Annotated in this window: 16 protein-coding genes, 1 tRNA gene and 1 pseudogene; 10 read left to right on the top strand and 8 right to left on the bottom strand. The window is 69.1% G+C overall.

Going from position 1 to position 19133, the window contains the following annotated elements:
• Window positions 1–45 precede the first annotated feature (45 nt).
• From murA to OHA99_RS17615, 3 genes are all read left to right on the top strand, one after another.
• The gene (murA, locus tag OHA99_RS17625; RefSeq protein ID WP_405696636.1) at window positions 46–1365 is read left to right on the top strand and encodes a UDP-N-acetylglucosamine 1-carboxyvinyltransferase; all 1320 of its coding nucleotides are present in this window, start codon (window positions 46–48) and stop codon (window positions 1363–1365) included.
• Between the two features lie 68 nt (window positions 1366–1433).
• Complete coding sequence (locus OHA99_RS17620) at window positions 1434–2585, top strand: hypothetical protein (RefSeq protein WP_405696633.1); 1152 nt, start codon at window positions 1434–1436, stop codon at window positions 2583–2585.
• Window positions 2467–2895 carry a helix-turn-helix domain-containing protein gene (locus OHA99_RS17615; protein WP_405696630.1) on the top strand — a complete coding sequence of 143 codons (429 nt, stop codon included), beginning with the start codon at window positions 2467–2469 and terminating at the stop codon, window positions 2893–2895. Before OHA99_RS17620 ends, OHA99_RS17615 begins: the two co-directional genes overlap by 119 nt.
• Here OHA99_RS17615 and OHA99_RS17610 read toward each other — a convergent pair.
• The 4 genes from OHA99_RS17610 to OHA99_RS17595 all read right to left on the bottom strand — a co-directional run bounded on the left by OHA99_RS17610 (window position 2883) and on the right by OHA99_RS17595 (window position 7386).
• The gene (locus OHA99_RS17610; RefSeq protein WP_405696627.1) at window positions 2883–4553 is read right to left on the bottom strand and encodes a relaxase/mobilization nuclease domain-containing protein; all 1671 of its coding nucleotides are present in this window, start codon (window positions 4551–4553) and stop codon (window positions 2883–2885) included. The two genes, OHA99_RS17615 and OHA99_RS17610, sit on opposite strands and share 13 nt — an antisense overlap.
• Window positions 4554–4557: 4 nt before the next feature.
• Window positions 4558–4929: a plasmid mobilization protein gene (locus OHA99_RS17605; protein WP_405696624.1), complete on the bottom strand. Its 372-nt coding sequence runs from the start codon at window positions 4927–4929 to the stop codon at window positions 4558–4560.
• 811 nt (window positions 4930–5740) lie between these two features.
• Window positions 5741–6433, bottom strand: a complete 693-nt coding sequence (locus OHA99_RS17600) for an ATP-binding protein (RefSeq protein ID WP_405698967.1) — start codon at window positions 6431–6433, stop codon at window positions 5741–5743.
• A complete protein-coding gene (locus OHA99_RS17595; protein ID WP_405696621.1) occupies window positions 6430–7386 on the bottom strand; it encodes a hypothetical protein in 957 nt (318 codons plus the stop codon). The genes OHA99_RS17600 and OHA99_RS17595 overlap by 4 nt, the downstream gene beginning before the upstream one ends.
• A gap of 506 nt (window positions 7387–7892) precedes the next feature.
• Here OHA99_RS17595 and OHA99_RS17590 point away from each other — a divergent pair.
• The 5 genes and pseudogenes from OHA99_RS17590 (at window position 7893) to OHA99_RS17570 (ending at window position 11683) form a co-directional block, all read left to right on the top strand.
• A pseudogene (locus OHA99_RS17590) lies at window positions 7893–8149 on the top strand (helix-turn-helix domain-containing protein).
• Window positions 8150–8276: 127 nt separating this feature from the next.
• Window positions 8277–8489 carry an excisionase family DNA-binding protein gene (locus OHA99_RS17585; RefSeq protein ID WP_405696618.1) on the top strand — a complete coding sequence of 71 codons (213 nt, stop codon included), beginning with the start codon at window positions 8277–8279 and terminating at the stop codon, window positions 8487–8489.
• Complete coding sequence (locus OHA99_RS17580) at window positions 8489–9631, top strand: tyrosine-type recombinase/integrase (protein WP_405696615.1); 1143 nt, start codon at window positions 8489–8491, stop codon at window positions 9629–9631. Before OHA99_RS17585 ends, OHA99_RS17580 begins: the two co-directional genes overlap by 1 nt.
• 211 nt (window positions 9632–9842) lie before the next feature.
• Entirely contained in the window at window positions 9843–10496 is a 654-nt protein-coding gene (locus OHA99_RS17575; RefSeq protein ID WP_405696612.1) for a hypothetical protein, read from the top strand.
• A gap of 32 nt (window positions 10497–10528) precedes the next feature.
• A complete protein-coding gene (locus tag OHA99_RS17570; protein WP_405696609.1) occupies window positions 10529–11683 on the top strand; it encodes a helix-turn-helix domain-containing protein in 1155 nt (384 codons plus the stop codon).
• A 738-nt stretch (window positions 11684–12421) separates the two neighbouring features.
• Here OHA99_RS17570 and OHA99_RS17565 read toward each other — a convergent pair.
• Window positions 12422–12495, bottom strand: a tRNA-Gly gene (locus tag OHA99_RS17565).
• Between the two features lie 554 nt (window positions 12496–13049).
• Between OHA99_RS17565 and dcd the strand changes: the two genes are divergently transcribed.
• Together dcd and OHA99_RS17555 are read left to right on the top strand one after the other, a co-directional pair.
• Window positions 13050–13625, top strand: a complete 576-nt coding sequence (dcd, locus tag OHA99_RS17560; RefSeq protein ID WP_153178776.1) for a dCTP deaminase — start codon at window positions 13050–13052, stop codon at window positions 13623–13625.
• Between the two features lie 40 nt (window positions 13626–13665).
• Window positions 13666–14163, top strand: coding sequence for a phosphoribosyltransferase (locus OHA99_RS17555; protein WP_007453367.1), 498 nt, complete (start codon window positions 13666–13668; stop codon window positions 14161–14163).
• An 89-nt stretch (window positions 14164–14252) separates the two neighbouring features.
• On the opposite strand, the gene OHA99_RS17550 is transcribed toward OHA99_RS17555, so the two are convergent.
• The 3 genes from OHA99_RS17550 to OHA99_RS17540 all read right to left on the bottom strand — a co-directional run bounded on the left by OHA99_RS17550 (window position 14253) and on the right by OHA99_RS17540 (window position 19071).
• Window positions 14253–15203 (bottom strand): Yip1 family protein, encoded by a 951-nt coding sequence (locus OHA99_RS17550; RefSeq protein WP_405696605.1) that lies wholly within the window; start codon window positions 15201–15203, stop codon window positions 14253–14255.
• A 151-nt stretch (window positions 15204–15354) separates the two neighbouring features.
• On the bottom strand, window positions 15355–16629 hold the full coding sequence (locus OHA99_RS17545) for an FG-GAP repeat domain-containing protein (protein ID WP_405696602.1): 1275 nt from the start codon (window positions 16627–16629) through the stop codon (window positions 15355–15357).
• A 159-nt stretch (window positions 16630–16788) separates the two neighbouring features.
• Window positions 16789–19071: a heterodisulfide reductase-related iron-sulfur binding cluster gene (locus OHA99_RS17540; protein ID WP_405696599.1), complete on the bottom strand. Its 2283-nt coding sequence runs from the start codon at window positions 19069–19071 to the stop codon at window positions 16789–16791.
• Window positions 19072–19133 lie beyond the last annotated feature (62 nt).

Here is a 19133-nt window from a genome sequence, read left to right as displayed (position 1 = left end):
AGGAAACACCACGAGATGGATAGCGAGACCTTCAAGGGACGTCCAATGGCCACTGACCGCCACGCCTACCGCATCACGGGCGGAGTACCGCTGCGCGGCACAGTCGAGGCGTCCGGGGCGAAGAACGCCGTAACCAAGGAACTCGTCGCCACGCTCCTGACTGACGAACCCTGTGTGCTGCACGGCGTGCCCCGCATCCTGGAGGTGGACATCGTCCTCGGCATGCTCGCCGAGCTCGGCACCGAGGTGACCTGGCTCGGCGAGCACACCGTACGGGTGCACACGCCGAAGGCCATGAGTACGTCGCTGTCGTCCATGTACTCGGGCGTCAACCGGATCCCCATCTTGATGATGGGACCGCTGTTGCACCGTCGTGGCGAGGCAGTGGTTCCACTGCCCGGCGGCTGCACCATCGGGAAGCGCCCCATCGACTTCCACCTCCAAGGACTGCATCAGATGGGCGCCGACACCGTCGACCGCCCCGGCTCCGTCAAGGTCAGCGCGAACCGGCTCACGGGCGCACACGTCCAGTTGCCGTTCCCTTCGGTGGGGGCCACAGAGAACCTGCTCCTGGCAGCGGTCCTCGCCAAGGGGACGACGGTGATCTCCAACGCGGCCGTCGAACCTGAGATTGTCGATCTGGTGCTGATGCTTCAGAAGATGGGCGCCCTCATCACCATCGACACCGACCGCACGCTCACCGTCGTCGGCGTCGAAGCGCTCCGCGGCGTCGAGCACCGCACCGTGGCCGACCGCATCGAGATCGCCTCGTTCGCGGCAGCGGCTGTGGCGACGGACGGGCGCATCGAAGTACGCGGCGCCCGGCAGGACCACCTGATCACCTTCCTCAACGTCCTGCGCCACATCGGTGGCGACTTCACCGAGACCGAGCACGGCCTGGAGTTCTTCCGAGGCGGGGAGCTGAGGGCCACCGACATCGAGACCGGAGTCCACCCCGGGTTCATGACCGACTGGCAGCAGCCCCTCACCGTCCTGCTCACGCAGGCGAACGGCACCTCCGTCGTCCACGAGACCATCTACGAGGACCGCTTCGGCTACGCCGAACAGCTCGGCCGTGCCATGGGAGCCGAGATCGAGCTGACCACCCGCTGCCTGGGGGCTTCCGCCTGCCGCTGGCACAACCGGGACTTCCTGCACACCGCCAAGATCAGCGGACCGAGCAAGCTCAAGGCTGCCGACCTGACCATCCCCGACCTGCGCGCCGGCTTCGGCTACGTCCTCGCAGCCCTGGTCGCCGACGGCACCAGCACGATCAGCGGCACCCGCTACCTGGAACGCGGCTACGAGGAGCCCGTCGCCAAGTTGGCCGCTGTCGGCGCGCGCATCACCACTCAGCCCGTCTGACCATCCGCGTCGCCTGCCCGTACAAAGCCGGGCGGGCAGCGTGGACCCGGCCCGAGAGGAACCAGCCCGTGCGCACTCCCGTACCGAGCCTGCCGACGCAACGCATCTGGGAACCCGTTATCGACCAGCACGAAACCTGGCTGGCGGTAAACCCGGTCCAGGGGTGCCCGAAGGCGTGCGGCTACTGCTACCTACGTGACCGCGAGCAGACCCTCGTCAAACCGACCGAGCTGGCGACCCCGCGACAGACGGCCGAGCTACTCAAGGCCAGCCCCTTCTTCCACCCGCAGGCCGTGCTCGCCCTCTACACCTGCACCGACGCCTTGTCGACGCCGCGTACCCGAGCGCACCTCGTCGCCCTGCTCGGCGAACTGGTCGCCATGGGTTTACGCAACCCGGTGTGCTTGATCACGAAATGCGCCGTCACGGACGAGGTCGCTGACGCCATCTCCGACGCACGGGCGGCCGGTGTCCCCGTCATCGTGTACCTCAGCTACTCGGGCCTGGGGCCCGACATCGAGCGCGGCATCGACCACAAGGCACTGCACGCCACGTTCCCGCGCCTGCATGTGCGCGGCATTCCCGTGATCCACTACTGGCGCCCGCTGATGCCGGCGAACGCCGCCCCCGAAACCATCACCCGTGTCCTGGACTGGGCTGCCCGCTACTCGACCTGCACCGTCGCAGTGGGCCTGAAGGTCAAACGCGGTGCCCGTGAGCAGATGACCGAGCTGTGGCCCGCACTCGGCTCCGAGGATCTCCCCCTCGAATCGGCGGACGCCGTGTGGCCCCGCCAGACCTGGGACCTTCTGGAGACGCTCCCCACCCGCTACCCCGACCATCCCATCTACCAGACCAACTCCTGCGCACTGGCTCACGTACTGCGGCGCTCCGACATCCACGGCATCCACGCCGGCCCGACCTGCGCCGCCAACCACTGCCCAACCGGCCAGCGCGCCCTGTGCGCCTCCGCCGTCCCGCCGCCGGTCACCAGCGACGACGTCCGCAGCAGCCTCGTATGGCTCGGGGTGCCCGCGATCGGCTCCGTCGACTGGAACGCGGAGCATCGGACCGCCACTGTCCAGGGAGCCCTCAGCATCCGTGACCGCAACAACGTCTCCCAGCGGCTCGTCATCTCGGTCCGGGCCTCGCGCGACAACGCCGACCGCTACTGGTCCGGCCGCCTCGAAGGAAGCCAGCCACTCGTCATCGACTCATAGCAACTGCGGCGGATCGCTGAAGAAGCCGGACGCACCAGCCACATCTCCGGGACAGGAACCCGCCCCCGCGGACGGCACCACGTGCATCAAGACTGAGCTGGCCCGCCTGCTCCTCGCCCTGCGGACCGAACGTGGTTGGTCCGTGTACGACGTCGAACGGCGCAGTGGTGTCAGTCGTTCGACGCTGTCACGGATGGAACGAGCGGTGACCGATCCGACGGTGACCATGCTCGCTGCTGTGTGCCGAGCGTACGGCTACCCTGCCTCGCGCCTCCTCGCAGAAGCCGAGGCACTTGATCAGCGCCGCTGACCAGGGCGATGCGGCCGAGACGGGTCCACGCCGGGACCCATGATGTGGCGCGCCTTCACTGCCTGGGCTCGTGGGCCTGGAACGTGGCGCTCACCGAGGCGTCGGATGCGCCACGTCAACGCGCGGGCGGGGCTGTGAGCGTCGTCGAGCGTGCGCTGGGCGAGGGCCTGGTCCAGGAGAGTGGAAGCGTCGTGGCCTGTGGCTTCCGCCTCGGCGAGGACGGTGGCGAGGGAGTTCCAGGCCGGGTCGCCAAGGATGTGTTCGGCGTGCTCGGGGGCGGCCCGTCGCAGGTGATAGGCGTACCGGTGCTTGGCCTGCGGGCTCGGGGCTCGGGCGGCCAGGGCGACGAGAACTGGCTCCGAGACCTGGGCGTACACGGATTGCAGGCGGACCAAGGTGGCTTCGGCGGCTGCCTGCTGCTGGGCGTGCTGCCGGGTGCGGTGCCAGTGCATGGCATAGGCAACGGCGGTGAGCGCGGCGTCCAGCAGCATCGCCAGGCCGGCACCGTCCCCACCTTGCGTCGGCTCGTTCCAGATCGCTTGGACACTGCGGCGCAGGGCGCGAGCGCTTGCGTGGTCGGCGGCGATGCGGGACCGGGTCGCGCGTTCGAACGCGATGGCCGACTGTTCGAGTTCGCCTCGCGCCTCGGCCGGGGATGTCAGGGGGAGCAGGTCGAGGGCTGCGCCGAGAGCTGCCATCTGTCCTTGGGCCACCTCGTCGGAGCTGTGGGTGAGGTGGTGGGGGATGCGTTCGGTGGCGGCGGTGGCTTGATGCCACGGGTTGGCTGGCCTACCGACGACAGGCTCTGGGGTGGTCGCGGAGAGGCGTTGGCGGATCTTGGGTAATGAGAGGTCGCCGGCGAGAGTTGAGCCCGAGTACCAGACCGGTTGTTGTTGCTTGTTGGTGTCGCCGGGCAGGGCGACGCTGTAGCCGGTCACATCGCCGGACGGCGCCGTTTTAGGGCGGACCTTCACGCCCGTGACCTGCAGGAATGTGAAGAATTCCGTCTCGGAGGAGGCGGCGGCCATGGCCCGGCGTACGCGCGTGCGCAGAACGTCCCGTGCCGTGGTGTCCTGTCCCAGGCGCTTGGCTTTGAAGTGCTCCTTGCTTGTGGGGCGCTTGGCGGCGGTGCCGTCGCCGGGCCTCAGCCGTCTCAGTCCGAAGTCCTTCTCGATCCTTCGTGCCTCGCGCTGGACGGCTCGGATGTCGTGATCGCGGCGGGGGCGACGGCCGTCCTGGCGCACCAAGGTGGCGGCGATATGGATGTGGTCGTCCGCGTGGCGGACCGCGACCCAGCGGCAGCCTTCGGCGTCCTCTACTGGAGCGATACCGGCGGCGGCCACGATCCGACGGGCGATCTCGGCCCACTGCGTGTCGGTCAGGATCGGGTCCTCGGGGGCGGCACGGACCGGGCAATGCCAGACGGTCGTCTTGGGCGCCTGATGGCCCAGCATGGCAACGGGCTGGTCAAGCTGCGTGGAGAGCTGCTTCTCTACATCCTTCGGGACTCGGTGTGGGCTGCGCCCTGGATCCGGCGCGAAGCCGTTCCAGGAAGCGACCACGTGCGGGTCCACGTGCTCGTTCGCCGTCCCCTTGCCGAAGAGGTAGGCGATCAGGCGGCGGGTGCTGCCCTTGCCCAGAATGATCTTCGGTATCACCAGCTCACCTACCCTCGACGACTTGCGCAACAGCACTGTCGACATGTGCGACGGCCGTTTCGACGCGCTCCAGGAGGCTGCGAACCGCATCAAGTTGAGGCCAGGGTTCGTCCTTGTTGAGGTGCCAGGCGAGCTGGTTGAGGTTGTTGCCGACGCCACCGAGCTGCCGGTTGGCGGCCATCAGAGCCTTCACCATCGACCGGTAGTCGGCGACGGCTGACGTGGGGTCTTCGGCACGGGCAGCGGCCAGTGACGCCTCGGCGACGTAACCTCCGATCGCCATCCGGCTGAGGGCGGCGGCGTGCTGCAGATCGGCGAACTCACGATCGCTGTAGCGAGGATGGACGCGGCGCTCACGCAGACGCGTCTGACGCAAGCGGCGACGCGGCGAGGGCTGCTGCGTGGTGTGTGAAGGCGACGCGATGGCCCCTTCCCTGGTCGGCCCCCCAAGGCCGGCCGTGTCCGGCGCCCCCGCGCCGGACACCTTCGCCGCTCCAGAGGCGGCGGGCGGGTAAGGACTCCTTACCCGACAACTTGCTCCGTCGGAGGCTGAGATGGTGGCCTCCTGACGCACGTCGTCGGGAGTGTGCTGATGCGGTTGGTGCATGGGTCGCTTTTCTGGGTGGGTGTTCCGTGGTGAGAACCCGTAGTGGCGGCCGTGCGCGGCTGGCACCGGGCGGGCTCGTTACGGGACCGTGTGGGGTGGGCTCCAGATTGGAGCGGTCCGCGGGGACCGATCCTCTCTTCCTCTGCGCATCACGCTCGGGGACCGCGGACCGCGTTGTGCAGGTCTTCGGTCCTCGGCAGGACCGGGACCTGGCAGGGCTCGGTCCTCTCTCACGATTGACTGTCATTCGCGGTGCAGGACCGTTGTTTCCGCCCGCCTGGGGGCTGTGACCTGCTGCTTTGCCAGGAGACCGTTCTCGTGTCCGACGGGACCGTCGGGGACCGGTCCCCGAGACGTACGGGACCGGTCCCCGATGTCTGGTGAGGACCGGTCCCCACCTGGGGCGGCCACGGTCCCGGACCGGGATGCTCGGTCCTCGCATGTGCCGTCCGGTCCCCGGCCATTAAGGACCGGCCCCCGACACCCTCGCTCGGTCCTCGACGCGGCACGAGGCCGGTCCTCCTGGTGAAAGGACGCGCGCTCGCAGACTGCCCTTCCGTCATCCGGTCTTCCTCCATCGTCAGGGGGAGCGGTGACGTCGTCTGTCAGGGCCCTTGAGGATGACGCGGTCGGTCATCTCCGCGAGGCGGGAAGCGACGCGGTCACCGAGGGTGGTGCGCAGCTCGGCGGTGGGGAGGTTGGTCGTGATGAGAGTGGGGAGCAGGTGCTCGTACCGGTGGTTGATGAGCCGGTAGGTCAGCTCCTCGGTCCACTCGCTGGTCTTGGCCGCACCGAGGTCGTCCAAAAGCAGCAGTGGGCTGCGGGCCAGGGTCTGCAGGTCGCGTTCGGCGTCGTGGCCGGCACGGGGACGCAGGCGGGCGTACAGGTCGGCGGTGGTGACGGCTTCCCAGCGCAGGCGGACCCCGCGGGTGAGGAGGGCCCGGACGGCGCCGTACGCCTGATGCGTCTTGCCCGTGCCGGTGGGGCCGGCGATCAGCAGGGAGGGACCCTCGGCGATGCCGGGCCCACTCGGGCCGGGGCGTCCGGCATGGGCGATGTGGTCGGCCCAGGCGATGATCTGAGGGTGGTCGGCGAGGGCACGGCGGTAGCGGGCCGGGATGCGGGCGTCGGCCAGCTCCAAGGCGGTGACGGGTTCGGCGGGCGGCTCCGTGGCTACGGCGCCGGGGTCGATGCCGCGGCCCGCCAGTATGCCGTTCAGACGGTCGGCGAGCGGGCCGACGTGCCGGGGTTCGCGGGTGAGGGTGGAGGTCAGAGCTGTTCTCCGTAGGCGGCTTCGAGGTCGGCGGGGTTTGTCCACGCCCTGTGGATGACGGGCTGGGCGAGGGCGGCGTTCATGGCCTCGTGCACCAGGCTCGGCAGGATGCTGGGGTGCTTGCCCCTGGTCCTGTGCAGGACGAGCCCTGCCCTGATGTGGTCGGGAGCAATTCCTTCGGCGAGCAGCTTGCGCACCTCTCGGCCGAGATGGCCCAGGACGTCCTGGGGCGGGCGGTGGGCGCATGCCGCGCTGTATTCGGCGATGAGCTGCTTGGCCGAGACGGTGCTGGCCGCGGGGGCGCTTGCGCCCCCCGAAGGGGTAGATCCTAGATCCATGATCCTAGGTCCTAGATCCGGACCGTGAGGTGTCACCGCGGCCTCAAGCACGAGTCCATGAGGTTCAGGTGAGGGCTCACTGAATGCCTCCTGACCTGTGGGTTTGCTGGTTGCTTCCCTTTGGGCCGAGGGACCGTGCGGGTTCCGTGCCCCTTCACTGCCACCTCCGTGAGGGTTCGGCGCATGGTCCGCGACGACTCCGTGCGTTACGGACGGCGCGGGTGTCACCGCCTCGACAGCCTCGGTGCCGCCCGGGGCACCGTCTGGATCATTGTGGCGAGGGCAGGCCGGGATGCGGCTCTTGCTGGCACGGTTGATCTTCTGGTGCTTGTGCCACGTGACGATGTGCAGGTAGCGCTTGTCGTCCGGGCCCTTGTACCGGCAGACCAGGCCGGCGTCGGCGAGCTGGGCGATATCCTTTTCGACCTCGGCGGGAGTGTGCTCCGGGCGCAGAACCCACAGCTGACCGGCGATGATCGCCGCGTGGTCGCGATAGCGGCCCTGGTCGTCGGCCTGGGTGAGCAGACCGAAGAAGGTGCGCTCGGCGGTCAGGGTGACGACGGCGAGGGATTCGGAGACGAAGGCTTCGGGCTTGATGGTGCGGATCCGTGCCAAGAGCGGAGTGTTCCTCACTCGGTGGCCGATGGGCGGGCACCCATGGCTCACCGTCGGTCGTGACGGCAAAGGCTGGGGAGTTGGCCGGCCGTTGACGCGAGGCTGACTGAGAGCCGGTCGCGCTTTCCGGGGGGTGTCGTCAACATAGCCACACCCAGGCGGCACAAGTCCAGCCCCAACCTGCCGAATCTCTGTCGGCAGAAATGCCGTCGGGAATCGGGGCGGCGAGGGCGGTGTGAAAACGGTAGGTCACGATCGGCCGTTGACCAAATAGTTGTTCTGGACGTGAAGCCAGAAGGATCACACTGGCAAGCCGTTGACGTCCGGTGAGTGACGAAGCTACAACACAACACCCCACGTCAGAGACGCTGTCGAGCACTGCTCGGGCCACTGTCACGGGGAACGTATCGACGAAATGGCCACCCGCTCGCCAAGCGCAGGGTGGCGCAACATAGCCGACGATCGCCGGTTAACCAAACCGGCGAACACAGCCGAGAATTGGAGCCATGGCAGCACGTTCACTGGAAATCGGCCCGGCCGGGATAAGGGCCGCCCGCACGATCGAAATTCTCCGTACCGAGCGTGGCCTCTCCCAGCGAGAGTTGGCCGCTCGCGTCACCGCCCTCGGCCGGCCAATTCCAACACGATGCTGTCCCGTATCGAACGCGCACAGCGCCGCTGCGACATCGACGATCTGCTCGCCCTCGCGCAGGCACTTCGCGTCCCGGCCCGCGCCCTGCTCCAGGGCTCCGCGACCTGTTGAAGCCACCCCTGGCCCGCCGTGCCCGCTCCAGTTCCCGACCTCGGTAAGGAAGCCTCACCGTTGCACCCACTCGCAATAGCCCCGGCCCGTTGCCCTCAGCAGCGCAGCCGAAAGGAGGCGGTCGCCCATGACTGATCGCCTTCTGACGGTGGCGGAAGCCGCCGAACAGCTCGGTACCGGCGAACGGTTCATTCGCCGCCTGATCGCCGAGCGCCGCATTCGCTACGTCAAGCTCGGCCGTCCCGTGCGCGTCCCCGAGAGCGCCGTCACCGAGTACATCGAGGCGCGCACGGTCGAGCCGACCCGGCGCACCCGCGCTCGGTACGGGAGGGCCGCCTGATGCCGACACGCAAGCCCCAGCGCCGACGGGAGTTCGGCACCGTACGCAAGCTTCCGTCCGGTCGATGGCAGGCCCGCTATCTGGGCCCGGACGGGCAGCGCCACAAGGCCCCCGAGACGTTCGCCACGAAGACCGACGCGCAGGACTGGCTGAACCTGGTCCGCGCCGACATCGAACGCGACCACTGGCGTGACCCGGACGCCGGTGCGATCAACTTCGAGAAGTACGCCCTCCGCTGGGTGGATGAGCGCGGTCTGGCTCCGACCACGGTCGACCGCTACGACGGCCTGCTACGCCTGCACCTCCTGCCGGCCTTCGGCGGCAAGGACCTGGACGAGATCACACCGCCTTCCGTCCGCACCTGGCGAGCCGAGCGGCTCAAGGCAACGGGTGCGACGACGGTCGCCAAGTCGTACCGGCTGCTGAAAGCCATCCTGCAGACCGCGGCCGACGACGACCTCCTGCGGACCAACCCGTGCCGGATCAAGGGTGCCGGTCGCGAGGAAGCCGACGAGCGGCCGACCGCCACCGTGGAGCAGGTCTTCGACCTCGCCGACGCCATGGGTCCGCGCTGGCGCCTGATGGTCCTGCTCGGCGCTTTCGCCTCGCTCCGTCCCGAGGAACTGGCCGAGCTGCGCCGCCGCAGTGTCGATCTCGACGAATGCTCCCTACGGATCACGCATGCGTCCCCGGAGCTGACCAACGGCAGGAGGGTCACCGGCGATCCCAAATCACGAGCGGGCAAGCGAACCGTGTACTTGCCCGACTTCCTCCTGCCGGAGGTGCGTCGCCATGTGCAGTGGTTCGCCGAGAAGGAGCCGGATGGTCTCCTCTTTGTAGGAGAGAAGGGCGCTCCATTCCGCCGCTCGACGTTCGGACGGAAGTGGCGCAAGGCCAGGACGAAGGTGGGGCTGCCCGACAACTTCCGCTTCTACGACCTCCGGCACACCGGCAACACTCTTGCCGCCGACACCGGCGCCAAGCTGAAGGATCTCATGGTGCGCGCCGGCCAGTCCTCGGAGCGCGCCCAGCTCATCTACCAGCACTCGACGGCCAAGCACCAGCGGAGGCTGGCCCAGGGGATCGATGCGGAGGTCCGGGCCCAGAGGCACGAGGCGTCTGACGCTGAGCGAAGGGCCTAGGAGGCGTAGCACACTCGGCCTGCGGCGCGGCCGGCTGCGTGCAGAGGGCGGATCGCGCATGTGCTGAGCCGCGCTGTTTTGGGACTACCAGTGTCGTGATGCCATCGTCTCGCGTTCGTCGTGGCGCCACTGACCAGCCTCGCTTCTTGATTTTCCCCCTCATATGAGGGAGAGTTTCCGGAAGTCGATTGGGTGCGTCGAGAGGCTGGGCATGGCTGTTGTGCACGCGGAGAGTCCTCGGGTCCGTGATCGGCTCGCCGAGCTGGGGCTGTCGGTCGAGGCGATCGAGGACGTCCTGCGCCGAGCCGAGGCGGAGCGTAGTTTTTGCACGCCGCTGGATCCGGTCTCACTGCCCGGCAACATCTTCTGGGGCCGCACGATCCGCTTCCTGCGAGAGACCTACAAGCCGGACGGGTGGACCAGCGTCAGTCCGAGCAACGTTCCTCTTCTCCTCTCGCCCTCCGGCGACTTCGCGATCGCAGCATCCAGCGGCAGTGCGGAGACCGGCTATGCCGCGTTGACCCCCTCCACGCGCTACCCCAAGGGCAACGCTGTGACGAAGAGGGTGGAGGCCAACCGTCAGCTTCTGCTGTTCGGCGAGGTGGAGTCGGCGCCCGAGCAGCAAGACGCGGGGGACGGCATCCCCACATGGTTCCTGCTCTACCACCATTCGAAGACCGACCAGGGAACTCGGCTCCACGCCGAGCTCTCGCTCCCCAATGACACCGGCGGCCGTGGCAAGATCAGCAGCTGGTACGAGCGGATCATCCTTCCCTGGATCGACTTCGAGGGCTTCACTCCGTTCGTCGACGACATCGACGACGGCCAGGGGGGCATCGACATTCCGATCGAGCGCCTGTCCTGACCACTCAGCACGACCAACACTTGGCTCCTCCCATGACCACCGCATCCCGGCTGGTCCTGGCGCGCAAGCGTCGAGGACTGACCGTCACCCGACTCGCCCAGATGGCCGGCCTGACGCCGCGCAGGCTGTCCGACTTCGAGAACGGGCGGGCTGCTCCCAGCCCGCCGTCCCTGGAGGCGCTCGCGGCGGCCTTGGAGTTCCCGCCATCCTTCTTCACCGCCGAGGACGTTGCCGAGCTGACGGTGGACTCGGTGAGTTTCCGCGCCTTGAGCAAGATGACCGCCTCGCAGCGGGACGTCGCCCTCAGCTCCGGACGGTTGGCTCGGGTCCTTCAGGACTGGATCGGCGCGCGCTTCCGCTTGCCCTCTCCCGACATCCCGACGCTCACATCCTTCAGCCGCCTCGGCTCGGACGAAGACCGAGTCCCTCACCCGGGGGAGGACGCGGGCACAGACGTGCCGGCCGAGGAAGCTGCCGCGCTGGTGCGGGCCCGTTGGGGTCTTGGCAACGCACCGATCCCGAATGCCGTGCACCTGCTGGAGGCGCACGGAGTGCGCGTCTTCTCGCTCTCCCGGGACTGCCCAGAGATCGACGCGTTCTCCTTCTGGGATCGTGGGATTCCGTTCGTGCTGTTGAGTACCGAGAAGACCGCGGAGCGCGGACGCTTCGACGCGGCCCACGAACTCGGACACCTCGTCCTCCATGGTGAGGAGCAGATGCCGCACGGTCCGCAAGCCGAAGCCGAGGCCCATCGGTTCGCAGCCGCGCTTCTGATGCCACGAGCGGACGTCCTCGCCCACGCCCCGCGCGGTGCGAGCACCAACTGGATCCTTCAGGCCAAGCGCCGCTGGAAGGTCGCCGCCATGGCGCTGGCCCACCGGCTGCACGAGCTGGGCCTGACGACCGAGTGGCAGTACCGAACTCACTGCGTGGAACTAGGCCGCCTCGGCTACCGCAAGTCCGAGCCGCGCAGTGGCGTGGTCCGCGAAACGTCCCAAATTCTGGGCAAGGTGTTCGCGACCCTGCGAAGTGAGGGCACAAGGCTCACTGACATCGCCCGCGAGCTGCATCTCCAGCCTGCCGACCTCAGTGACCTCGTCTTCGGCCTCGTCGTCACCACGCAGGAGGGTGAGGGGCGGCAGCGCACCGGTAAGACCGACCGGTCCCACCTGTCCGTCGTCCGGTGAGTCGACGAGGGCCGGCTCCGCGGCGCCTGTCGCGGCTCCGGGGCACGACGGAACAGCCACCAACGGCAAGGCCATGCTCCTGAACACGAAGCGGGCCCCGGCACCACGCCGTGGCCCGTTTCGCGTTGCCGGGTCAGCTGCAGCAGTCACAGCCGACCCGGCAGCCGCAGGCGTCTACTGCGGCCGCCACGGACGGGACCGCTGCGGCGGACGCGGGCGCGCAAACAGCCCATGCCGTGCTACGCGTCGCGGCCTTCCTTGATGGCGACGGCGGCGATGACGAGGGCGGTGACGGGACCAGCCCCCGCTCGACCTGCCCGCCTGGCTCCACATGGCCGGCCAACATCTACCTCGGCCCCGTGCCCGGGACCGAGCAGCCCACCTAAGCCTTGCGGCTGACCGCCGGCGCGCTGCCCACCCGCGCTGACGCGCCATGGCATTCAGTCGCGCCGTAGTCCTTCCGGTGGCCACGATCGCACAGTGACGTCGTGCCACCGCCTTACGGCGCGAACTGCTGCTTTGCGGAAGCTACTTCCCACCGACAGCGCAGAGAGTGGCGCAGGTCACACGAAATGCGTCTCGCGATTCGAGACGTTCCGGAGCCGGGTGGGCTGGAATGGCGTGTCAGGACCCACCTGGGCACCACCCGCCTGCACTTAGGGCACGCGGAGGGCACGCCACTCTGCGATTGGACTAGACGACAAGAAACCCCCGGCCTGATGGCCTGGGGGTTAAGAGTGGAGCGGGTGACGAGAATCGAACTCGCGCTCTCAGCTTGGGAAGCTGATGTTCTACCATTAAACTACACCCGCGTAAGACGCCGACCACGGCCGGTGTCTGGACGCTCGCTCACTCTACCCCATGCCCGGTCCCCGGTGTTCGCGCCCGTGGGGCCGTTGGTCGTTCCGGGGGGTGGATGCGGCTGCGGGGGCTCGGGGTTGGGGCGTACCGTGGGGGCCCCGAAGAGGGTGTGTGCGAGGGCGGAGTGCCGCCTGGAGAGTCGTCTCTTTCATCCCGTACTGTGGCTTTTGTCGTCAGGGTAGTAAGCCAGACGCGGCTCTTGGGGAAGGGACTTGAAGGACTTGATGGAGCGCACCGTCGTCCGCTGTGCCGATGGGCACGTATTCACCGCCAGCTCGTTCCCGATGCAGCAGGCCGAGCGACTCGGCCCCGGTCGGCTCGTCCGATGTCCGCGGTGTGCGCGGCTGCGGAGTGCCGTGCCCGTGGGTGCTGCGCAGAAGCGGTAGCGGACAGGCGCTGGCGGAGACGCGGCCGCGGAGACGCGGTAGCACAGACGCAGAGTGGTTCGGGCGCGTGGCGTGGCGGCGGTTGTCGTTGCTCCGCGCGCCTTGCGTATCCTCGGTGCGTGCTTCTCTCAGACAAGGACATCCGGGCCGAGATCGACGCCGGTCGGGTGCGGATCGATCCGTTCGACGACTCCATGGTGCAGCCGTCGAGCATCGACGTGCGCCTCGACCGCTACTTCCGGGTGTTCGAGAATCACCGGTACCCGCACATCGACCCCTCCGTCGAGCAGGTGGACCTGACCAGGCTCGTGGAGCCGGAGGGCGACGAGCCGTTCATCCTGCACCCCGGTGAGTTCGTGCTGGCCAGTACGTACGAGGTCGTCAGCCTCCCCGACGACCTCGCCTCGCGGCTCGAGGGCAAGAGTTCGCTCGGTCGGCTCGGCCTCGTCACGCACTCCACCGCCGGGTTCATCGACCCGGGATTCTCGGGGCACGTGACGCTGGAGCTGAGCAATCTCGCGACCCTGCCCATCAAGCTGTGGCCGGGGATGAAGATCGGGCAGCTGTGCCTGTTCCGGCTCACCTCGCCGGCCGAGCACCCGTACGGGAGCGAGCGCTACGGGTCCCGTTACCAGGGCCAGCGAGGGCCGACGGCCTCCCGGTCCTACCTCAATTTCCATCGGACCCAGGTATGAGCTGCGGTATGAGCGGCGAGAACGCAGGCGGGACGCACGCATGAGTGATGTTCGGGAGAATCTGACCTACGAGCAGTTCGGCGTCGCCGTGCGCGAGCTGGCGCAGGCCGTCGCCGACGACGGCTACGAGCCGGACATAGTGCTGTCCATCGCGCGCGGCGGTGTCTTCGTCGCGGGCGGGCTCGCGTACGCGCTGGACTGCAAGAACATCCACCTCGTGAACGTGGAGTTCTACACGGGCGTCGGCACCACCCTCGACATGCCCGTCATGCTCGCGCCGGTCCCGAACGTCATCGACTTCTCCGACAAGAAGGTCCTGATCACCGACGACGTCGCCGACACCGGCAAGACGCTCAAGCTGGTGCGGGACTTCTGCCTCGACACGGTCGCCGAGGTCCGCAGCGCGGTGATCTATGAGAAGTCGCACTCTCTCGTCCAGTGCGAGTACGTGTGGAAGCGGACCGACGAGTGGATCAACTTCCCGTGGTCCGTGCTGCCTCCCGTCGTGCGGCGGGAGGGCCAGGTGCTCGACGCCTGACCGGGCGGACCGGCGGACAGCGGCGACGCGACGCTGCGCGAAGGGCCCCGGCGTGACGTACACGCCGGGGCCCTTCCACCTGTCCGGGACTAGAACGTGCCCAGCTTCACGATCGACAGCAGGGCGATCAGCTGGATCGCGGACGCGCCCAGCGCCTTCGGCCAGGGCAGGTCGTGGGAGCGGCTGACCATCAGGGTGAGGAGGGCGCCGGCCGCGACCCAGGTGGCCCAGCCGAGGATCTGGACGAAGGGCGCGTCGCCGCCGGCGAACATCGCGACGACCAGGCGCGGGGCGTCCGTGAGGGACATGATCAGCATGGAGAGGCCGACCGTCGGCTGCCAGGCGCCGTCGCCGCCGAGCTGGCGGGCCAGGGTGTGGGTGACCACGCCCAGGACGAAGGCGCTCAGCACCAGCGCCACCGCCGTGGTCAGGACGATCGGGATGGCGTTGGAGAGGGTGGCGCTGATCGCCTCCTCGCGGGCGCCGTCGAAGCCGAAGACCGCCAGCAGGCCGTAGAGGAACGTCACGACGAGGGCGGGGACCCACATCGCGTAGTCCCGCATCTGGAGGAAGGTCTGGTTGGGCGCGAGGACGATGCCCTTCAGCAGGTCCTTCCAGTGCAGGCGGGGGCCGACCGGGCCGGGCGCGGGGGCGGAACCGGCGCGGTAGGTGTCGCCCTGGTTGTAGGGGTCGTCGACCGTGAACGCCTGGGTGTGGCCCGGGTTGTTGGCCGCGTACGGGTTGTACGGGGCCTGCTGGGGCTGCCCGTGCCCGCCGGGTCCGTAGCCGCCGTCGCCGAAGTACTCCGGCTCGCCGTGGCCGCCGCCGTGACCGCCGCCGTGGGCCTGCGGCCACGGGGATCCGCCGGGGGCCGGGCCGGGGGCGCCACCTCCGTACGGCGGCTGCGGGTACGGCTGCCGAGGCGCCGCAGGTCCGCCGTACGGCGGTCTCTGGGGCGCCTGCTGTCCGTACGGAGGGCGTTGCGGTCGCGCGTTTGGAGCGCCGTTGTCCCGGCCGCGTCCGATCCTGAATCCAGCCACGCCTTCGAACGTACCTGGTCCCGGAGAGTGACGTGCGGGGCCCGGCCGTTCGGGGGTCCTTTGCTGCCGAGCTGTGACATCCCTTACGGGGGGTCCCCGAGGCCTCCCCGAGGACCGGCCGGCGGGAACCGCGGGTCCGCCCGCCGGTCCCCTACGGGGTCAGGAACTGCGACGTCGAGAACGTCACCGCGGCCCGTGCCGTGACCACGCCCTTGGTCGTGCCCCGGTGGACCTCGACGGTGTCCTCGGTGTCGCCCCGGTACGTCCGCAGCACCAGGTCCGCCAGGCCGTCGCCGTCGAAGTCGCCTGCCGTCAGCACCCGTGTCGTGCCCGCCGACGAGGGCCGGACCGTGACCGCGTCCCGCGTCGTGGGGCCCGTCCCGCGGCCGGGATACACACGTACTCCGGAGCCGCTGGAGACCAGTTCGCTCAGGCCGTCGCCGTCGAAGTCGGCGGCGTCGAGCATCGTGCCGGGGGTGTCGAAGGTGCCGCGTACGCCGGTGGGCAGGTCGTAGCGCAGCGCGGTGCCGTCCAGGGTGCCCACGGCCGCGTCCAGTGCCCTGCCCCGGCCGAAGGCGCCGAGGGCGACGTCGACGCCGGTGGGCAGGGTGGTCCCGGTGCGGTCCGGGCCGTCGGGGCCGCCGAGGACGACGGCGGCCTTGCCGGGGCCCGCCGAGGCGCGGACGACCAGGTCGTCGTAGCCGTCGCGGTTCACGTCGGCGGCGGGGCCGGTGGGTGCCTCGCCGGGGGAGGGGAGGGGCGCGGCGGCCACGTGCGGGGCGCCCTCGCGGGTGAAGGGGCCGCGCAGGTAGCTGAGGCGGCCGGTCGAGGCGTGGAGGACGAGGTCCTCGGCGCCGTCGCCGTCGAAGTCGCCGCACACCGGGCGCTCGGGCCAGTCGTTGCCGTACCGGGCCCGGTCGGGCACGGTCAGCGGGACGGCGCGGCCGGCCGGTCCGGCCGGGGAGCCGAAGAGGAGCTGGAGCGGGACCGGGGGGCGGCCCTGGCCGTCGTAGGGCGGGTCGGTGGTGACCACCAGGTCGGTGAAGCCGTCGCCGTCCAGGTCGCAGGCGGCCTCCGCCTCGAAGACGGCCGGCGACCGGCCGTCCACCGGCGCCGCGTGCCGCGTGGGGGTGAGCAACTGCCGGGCTCCCGGCACCAGTCCGCGGGGTGAGCCGTAGACGATGCCGATGCCGGCGTCGTCCGCGTGGCTCTCCGCCGTGACCAGGGAGTCGAGGACCAGGTCGCGGTGACCGTCCCCGTTGAAGTCGTCGGGGACCTCGCTGCCCCGGCCGCGCGGGACGGGGAGCAGGGCGGGGGCCTGGGCGGCGCGTACGGGGGTCGCAGCGGCGTCCTTGGTGGCGTGTGCGGGGCCGTGGCCGCAGGCGGCGAGCAGCAGCACCGCACCGCAGGCGGCTGCGCCGGTCACAGTGTGTCTTCGCAGGCGCACCGTTCACCTCGTCCGTATCGACCCGTATCACCCTCACCGACAACGACCGGGTAATGATGCACGTGTTCGACACGCGACGACACCCCCGGGTTCGTACGGAACCCGGGGGTGTCGGTCGAGAACGCGGCCGGAAGGCGGCTACTTCACCGGCTCCGGCGTCGGCTCGTTCTCCGGCTCCGGCTCGCCGGTCGGGTCGGCCGGGGTCTTGACGGAGTCCAGCAGCAGCTGGGCGACGTCGACGACCTGGATGGACTCCTTGGCCTTGCCGTCGTTCTTCTTGCCGTTGACCGAGTCCGTGAGCATGACCAGGCAGAAGGGGCAGGCGGTCGAGACGATGTCGGGGTTGACCGACAGGGCCTCGTCGACGCGCTCGTTGTTGATGCGCTTGCCGATCCGCTCCTCCATCCACATCCGCGCGCCGCCGGCGCCGCAGCAGAAGCCGCGCTCCTTGTGGCGGTGCATCTCCTCGTTGCGGACGCCCGGGACGGCGGCGATGATCTCGCGCGGCGGGGTGTAGATCTTGTTGTGACGGCCCAGGTAGCACGGGTCGTGGTAGGTGATGATGCCCTCGACCGGGGTGACCGGGAGCAGCTTGCCCTCGTCGACCAGGTGCTGGAGCAGCTGGGTGTGGTGGATGACCTCGTAGTCGCCGCCGAGCTGCGGGTACTCGTTGCCGAGGGTGTTGAGGCAGTGCGGGCAGGTGGCGACGATCTTCTTCGCCGACTTGGGCTTCGCCGACTCGGGCACCACCTTGCCGTCGTCGTCCATCTCCTCGCCGAAGGCGGCGTTGAGGGACATGACGTTCTCCATGCCGAGCTCCTGGAACAGGGGCTCGTTGCCGAGGCGGCGGGCGGAGTCGCCGGTGCACTTCTCGTCGCCGCCCATGATCGCGAACTTGACGCCCGCGATGTGGAGCAGCTCGGCGAAGGCCTTGGTGGTCTTCTTGGCGCGGTCCTCCAGGGCGCCGGCGCAGCCGACCCAGTACAGGTACTCGACCTCGGTGAGGTCCTCGATGTCCTTGCCGACGACCGGGACCTCGAAGTCCAGCTCCTTGAGCCACTCCAGGCGCTGCTTCTTCGCCAGGCCCCAGGGGTTGCCCTTCTTCTCCAGGTTCTTGAGCATCGTGCCCGCCTCGGACGGGAACGCCGACTCGATCATGACCTGGTAGCGGCGCATGTCGACGATGTGGTCGACGTGCTCGATGTCGACGGGGCACTGCTCGACGCAGGCGCCGCAGGTGGTGCAGGACCACAGGACGTCCGGGTCGATGACGCCCTGCTCCTCGAGGGTGCCGATCAGCGGGCGCTCGGCCTCCGCAAGCGCGGCGGCCGGGACACCGGCGAGCTGCTCGGCGGACGCCTTCTCCTCGCCCTCCATCGTCTTGCCGCCGCCGGCCAGCAGGTAGGGGGCCTTGGCGTGCGCGTGGTCGCGCAGGGACATGATCAGGAGCTTGGGGGAGAGCGGCTTGCCGGTGTTCCAGGCGGGGCACTGCGACTGGCAGCGGCCGCACTCGGTGCAGGTGGAGAAGTCCAGCAGGCCCTTCCACGAGAACTGCTCGACCTGGGAGACGCCGAAGACGTCGTCGTCGCCGGGGTCGGTGAAGTCGATCGGCTTGCCGCCCGAGGTCATCGGCAGCAGCGCGCCGAGCGCGGTGCCGCCCTTGGCGTCCCGCTTGAACCAGATGTTCGGGAAGGCCAGGAAGCGGTGCCAGGCGACGCCCATGTCGGTCTTCAGCGCGACCGTGATCATCCAGATGAAGGAGGTCGCGATCTTCAGCGCGGCGAAGAAGTAGACGAGGTTCTGGAGCGTGCCGAGGTCTGCGTCCCGGAGCGCCGAGACGACCGGGTACGAGATGAAGAACGACGCCTCGTAGCCGTCGACGTGGTGGAGGGCGCCCTCCAGCGCGTGCAGCATGAAGATGCAGACGCCGACGATGAGGATGACGGCCTCGACGAAGTACGCCTGGCCGAAGTTGGAGCCGGCGAAGCGGGACTTGCGGCCCGGCTTGCGCGGGTGGGACAGCTGCCGGATGCCGATGAGCACCAGGATGCCGAGCACCGTCATCGTGCCGATGAACTCGACGAAGACGTTGTACGGCGCCCAGTCGCCGATGACCGGCAGGATCCAGTCGGCCTGGAAGAGCTGGCCGATGGCGTTGACGATGGTCAGCAGCAGGGAGAAGAAGCCCACCGCGACGAACCAGTGCGCCACACCGACGATGCCCCAGCGGTTCATCCGGGTGTGGCCGAGGAACTCCCTGACCACGGTGACGGTGCGGTCCACGGGGTCGTTGGTCCGCGTTCCGGCCGGCACCGGCTGTCCCAGCCGCATGTAGGTGACGATCTGCAGGACGGCGCGGCCGAACAGTGCGACGCCGACCACGATCAGGACCAGCGACACGATGATCGCGGCGAGTTGCATTTGGGGGCTCCTCGGGCCTGCGAGGTTACGAGGGGGGGCGGTGATACTCGGTGGTACTGGGT

It is taken from the genome of Streptomyces coelicoflavus (assembly GCF_045041415.1).
GTDB lineage: Bacteria > Actinomycetota > Actinomycetes > Streptomycetales > Streptomycetaceae > Streptomyces > Streptomyces coelicoflavus.
Note: the sequence above shows the minus strand (reverse complement) of the source record. Positions and strands in the feature narration are given on the sequence as shown.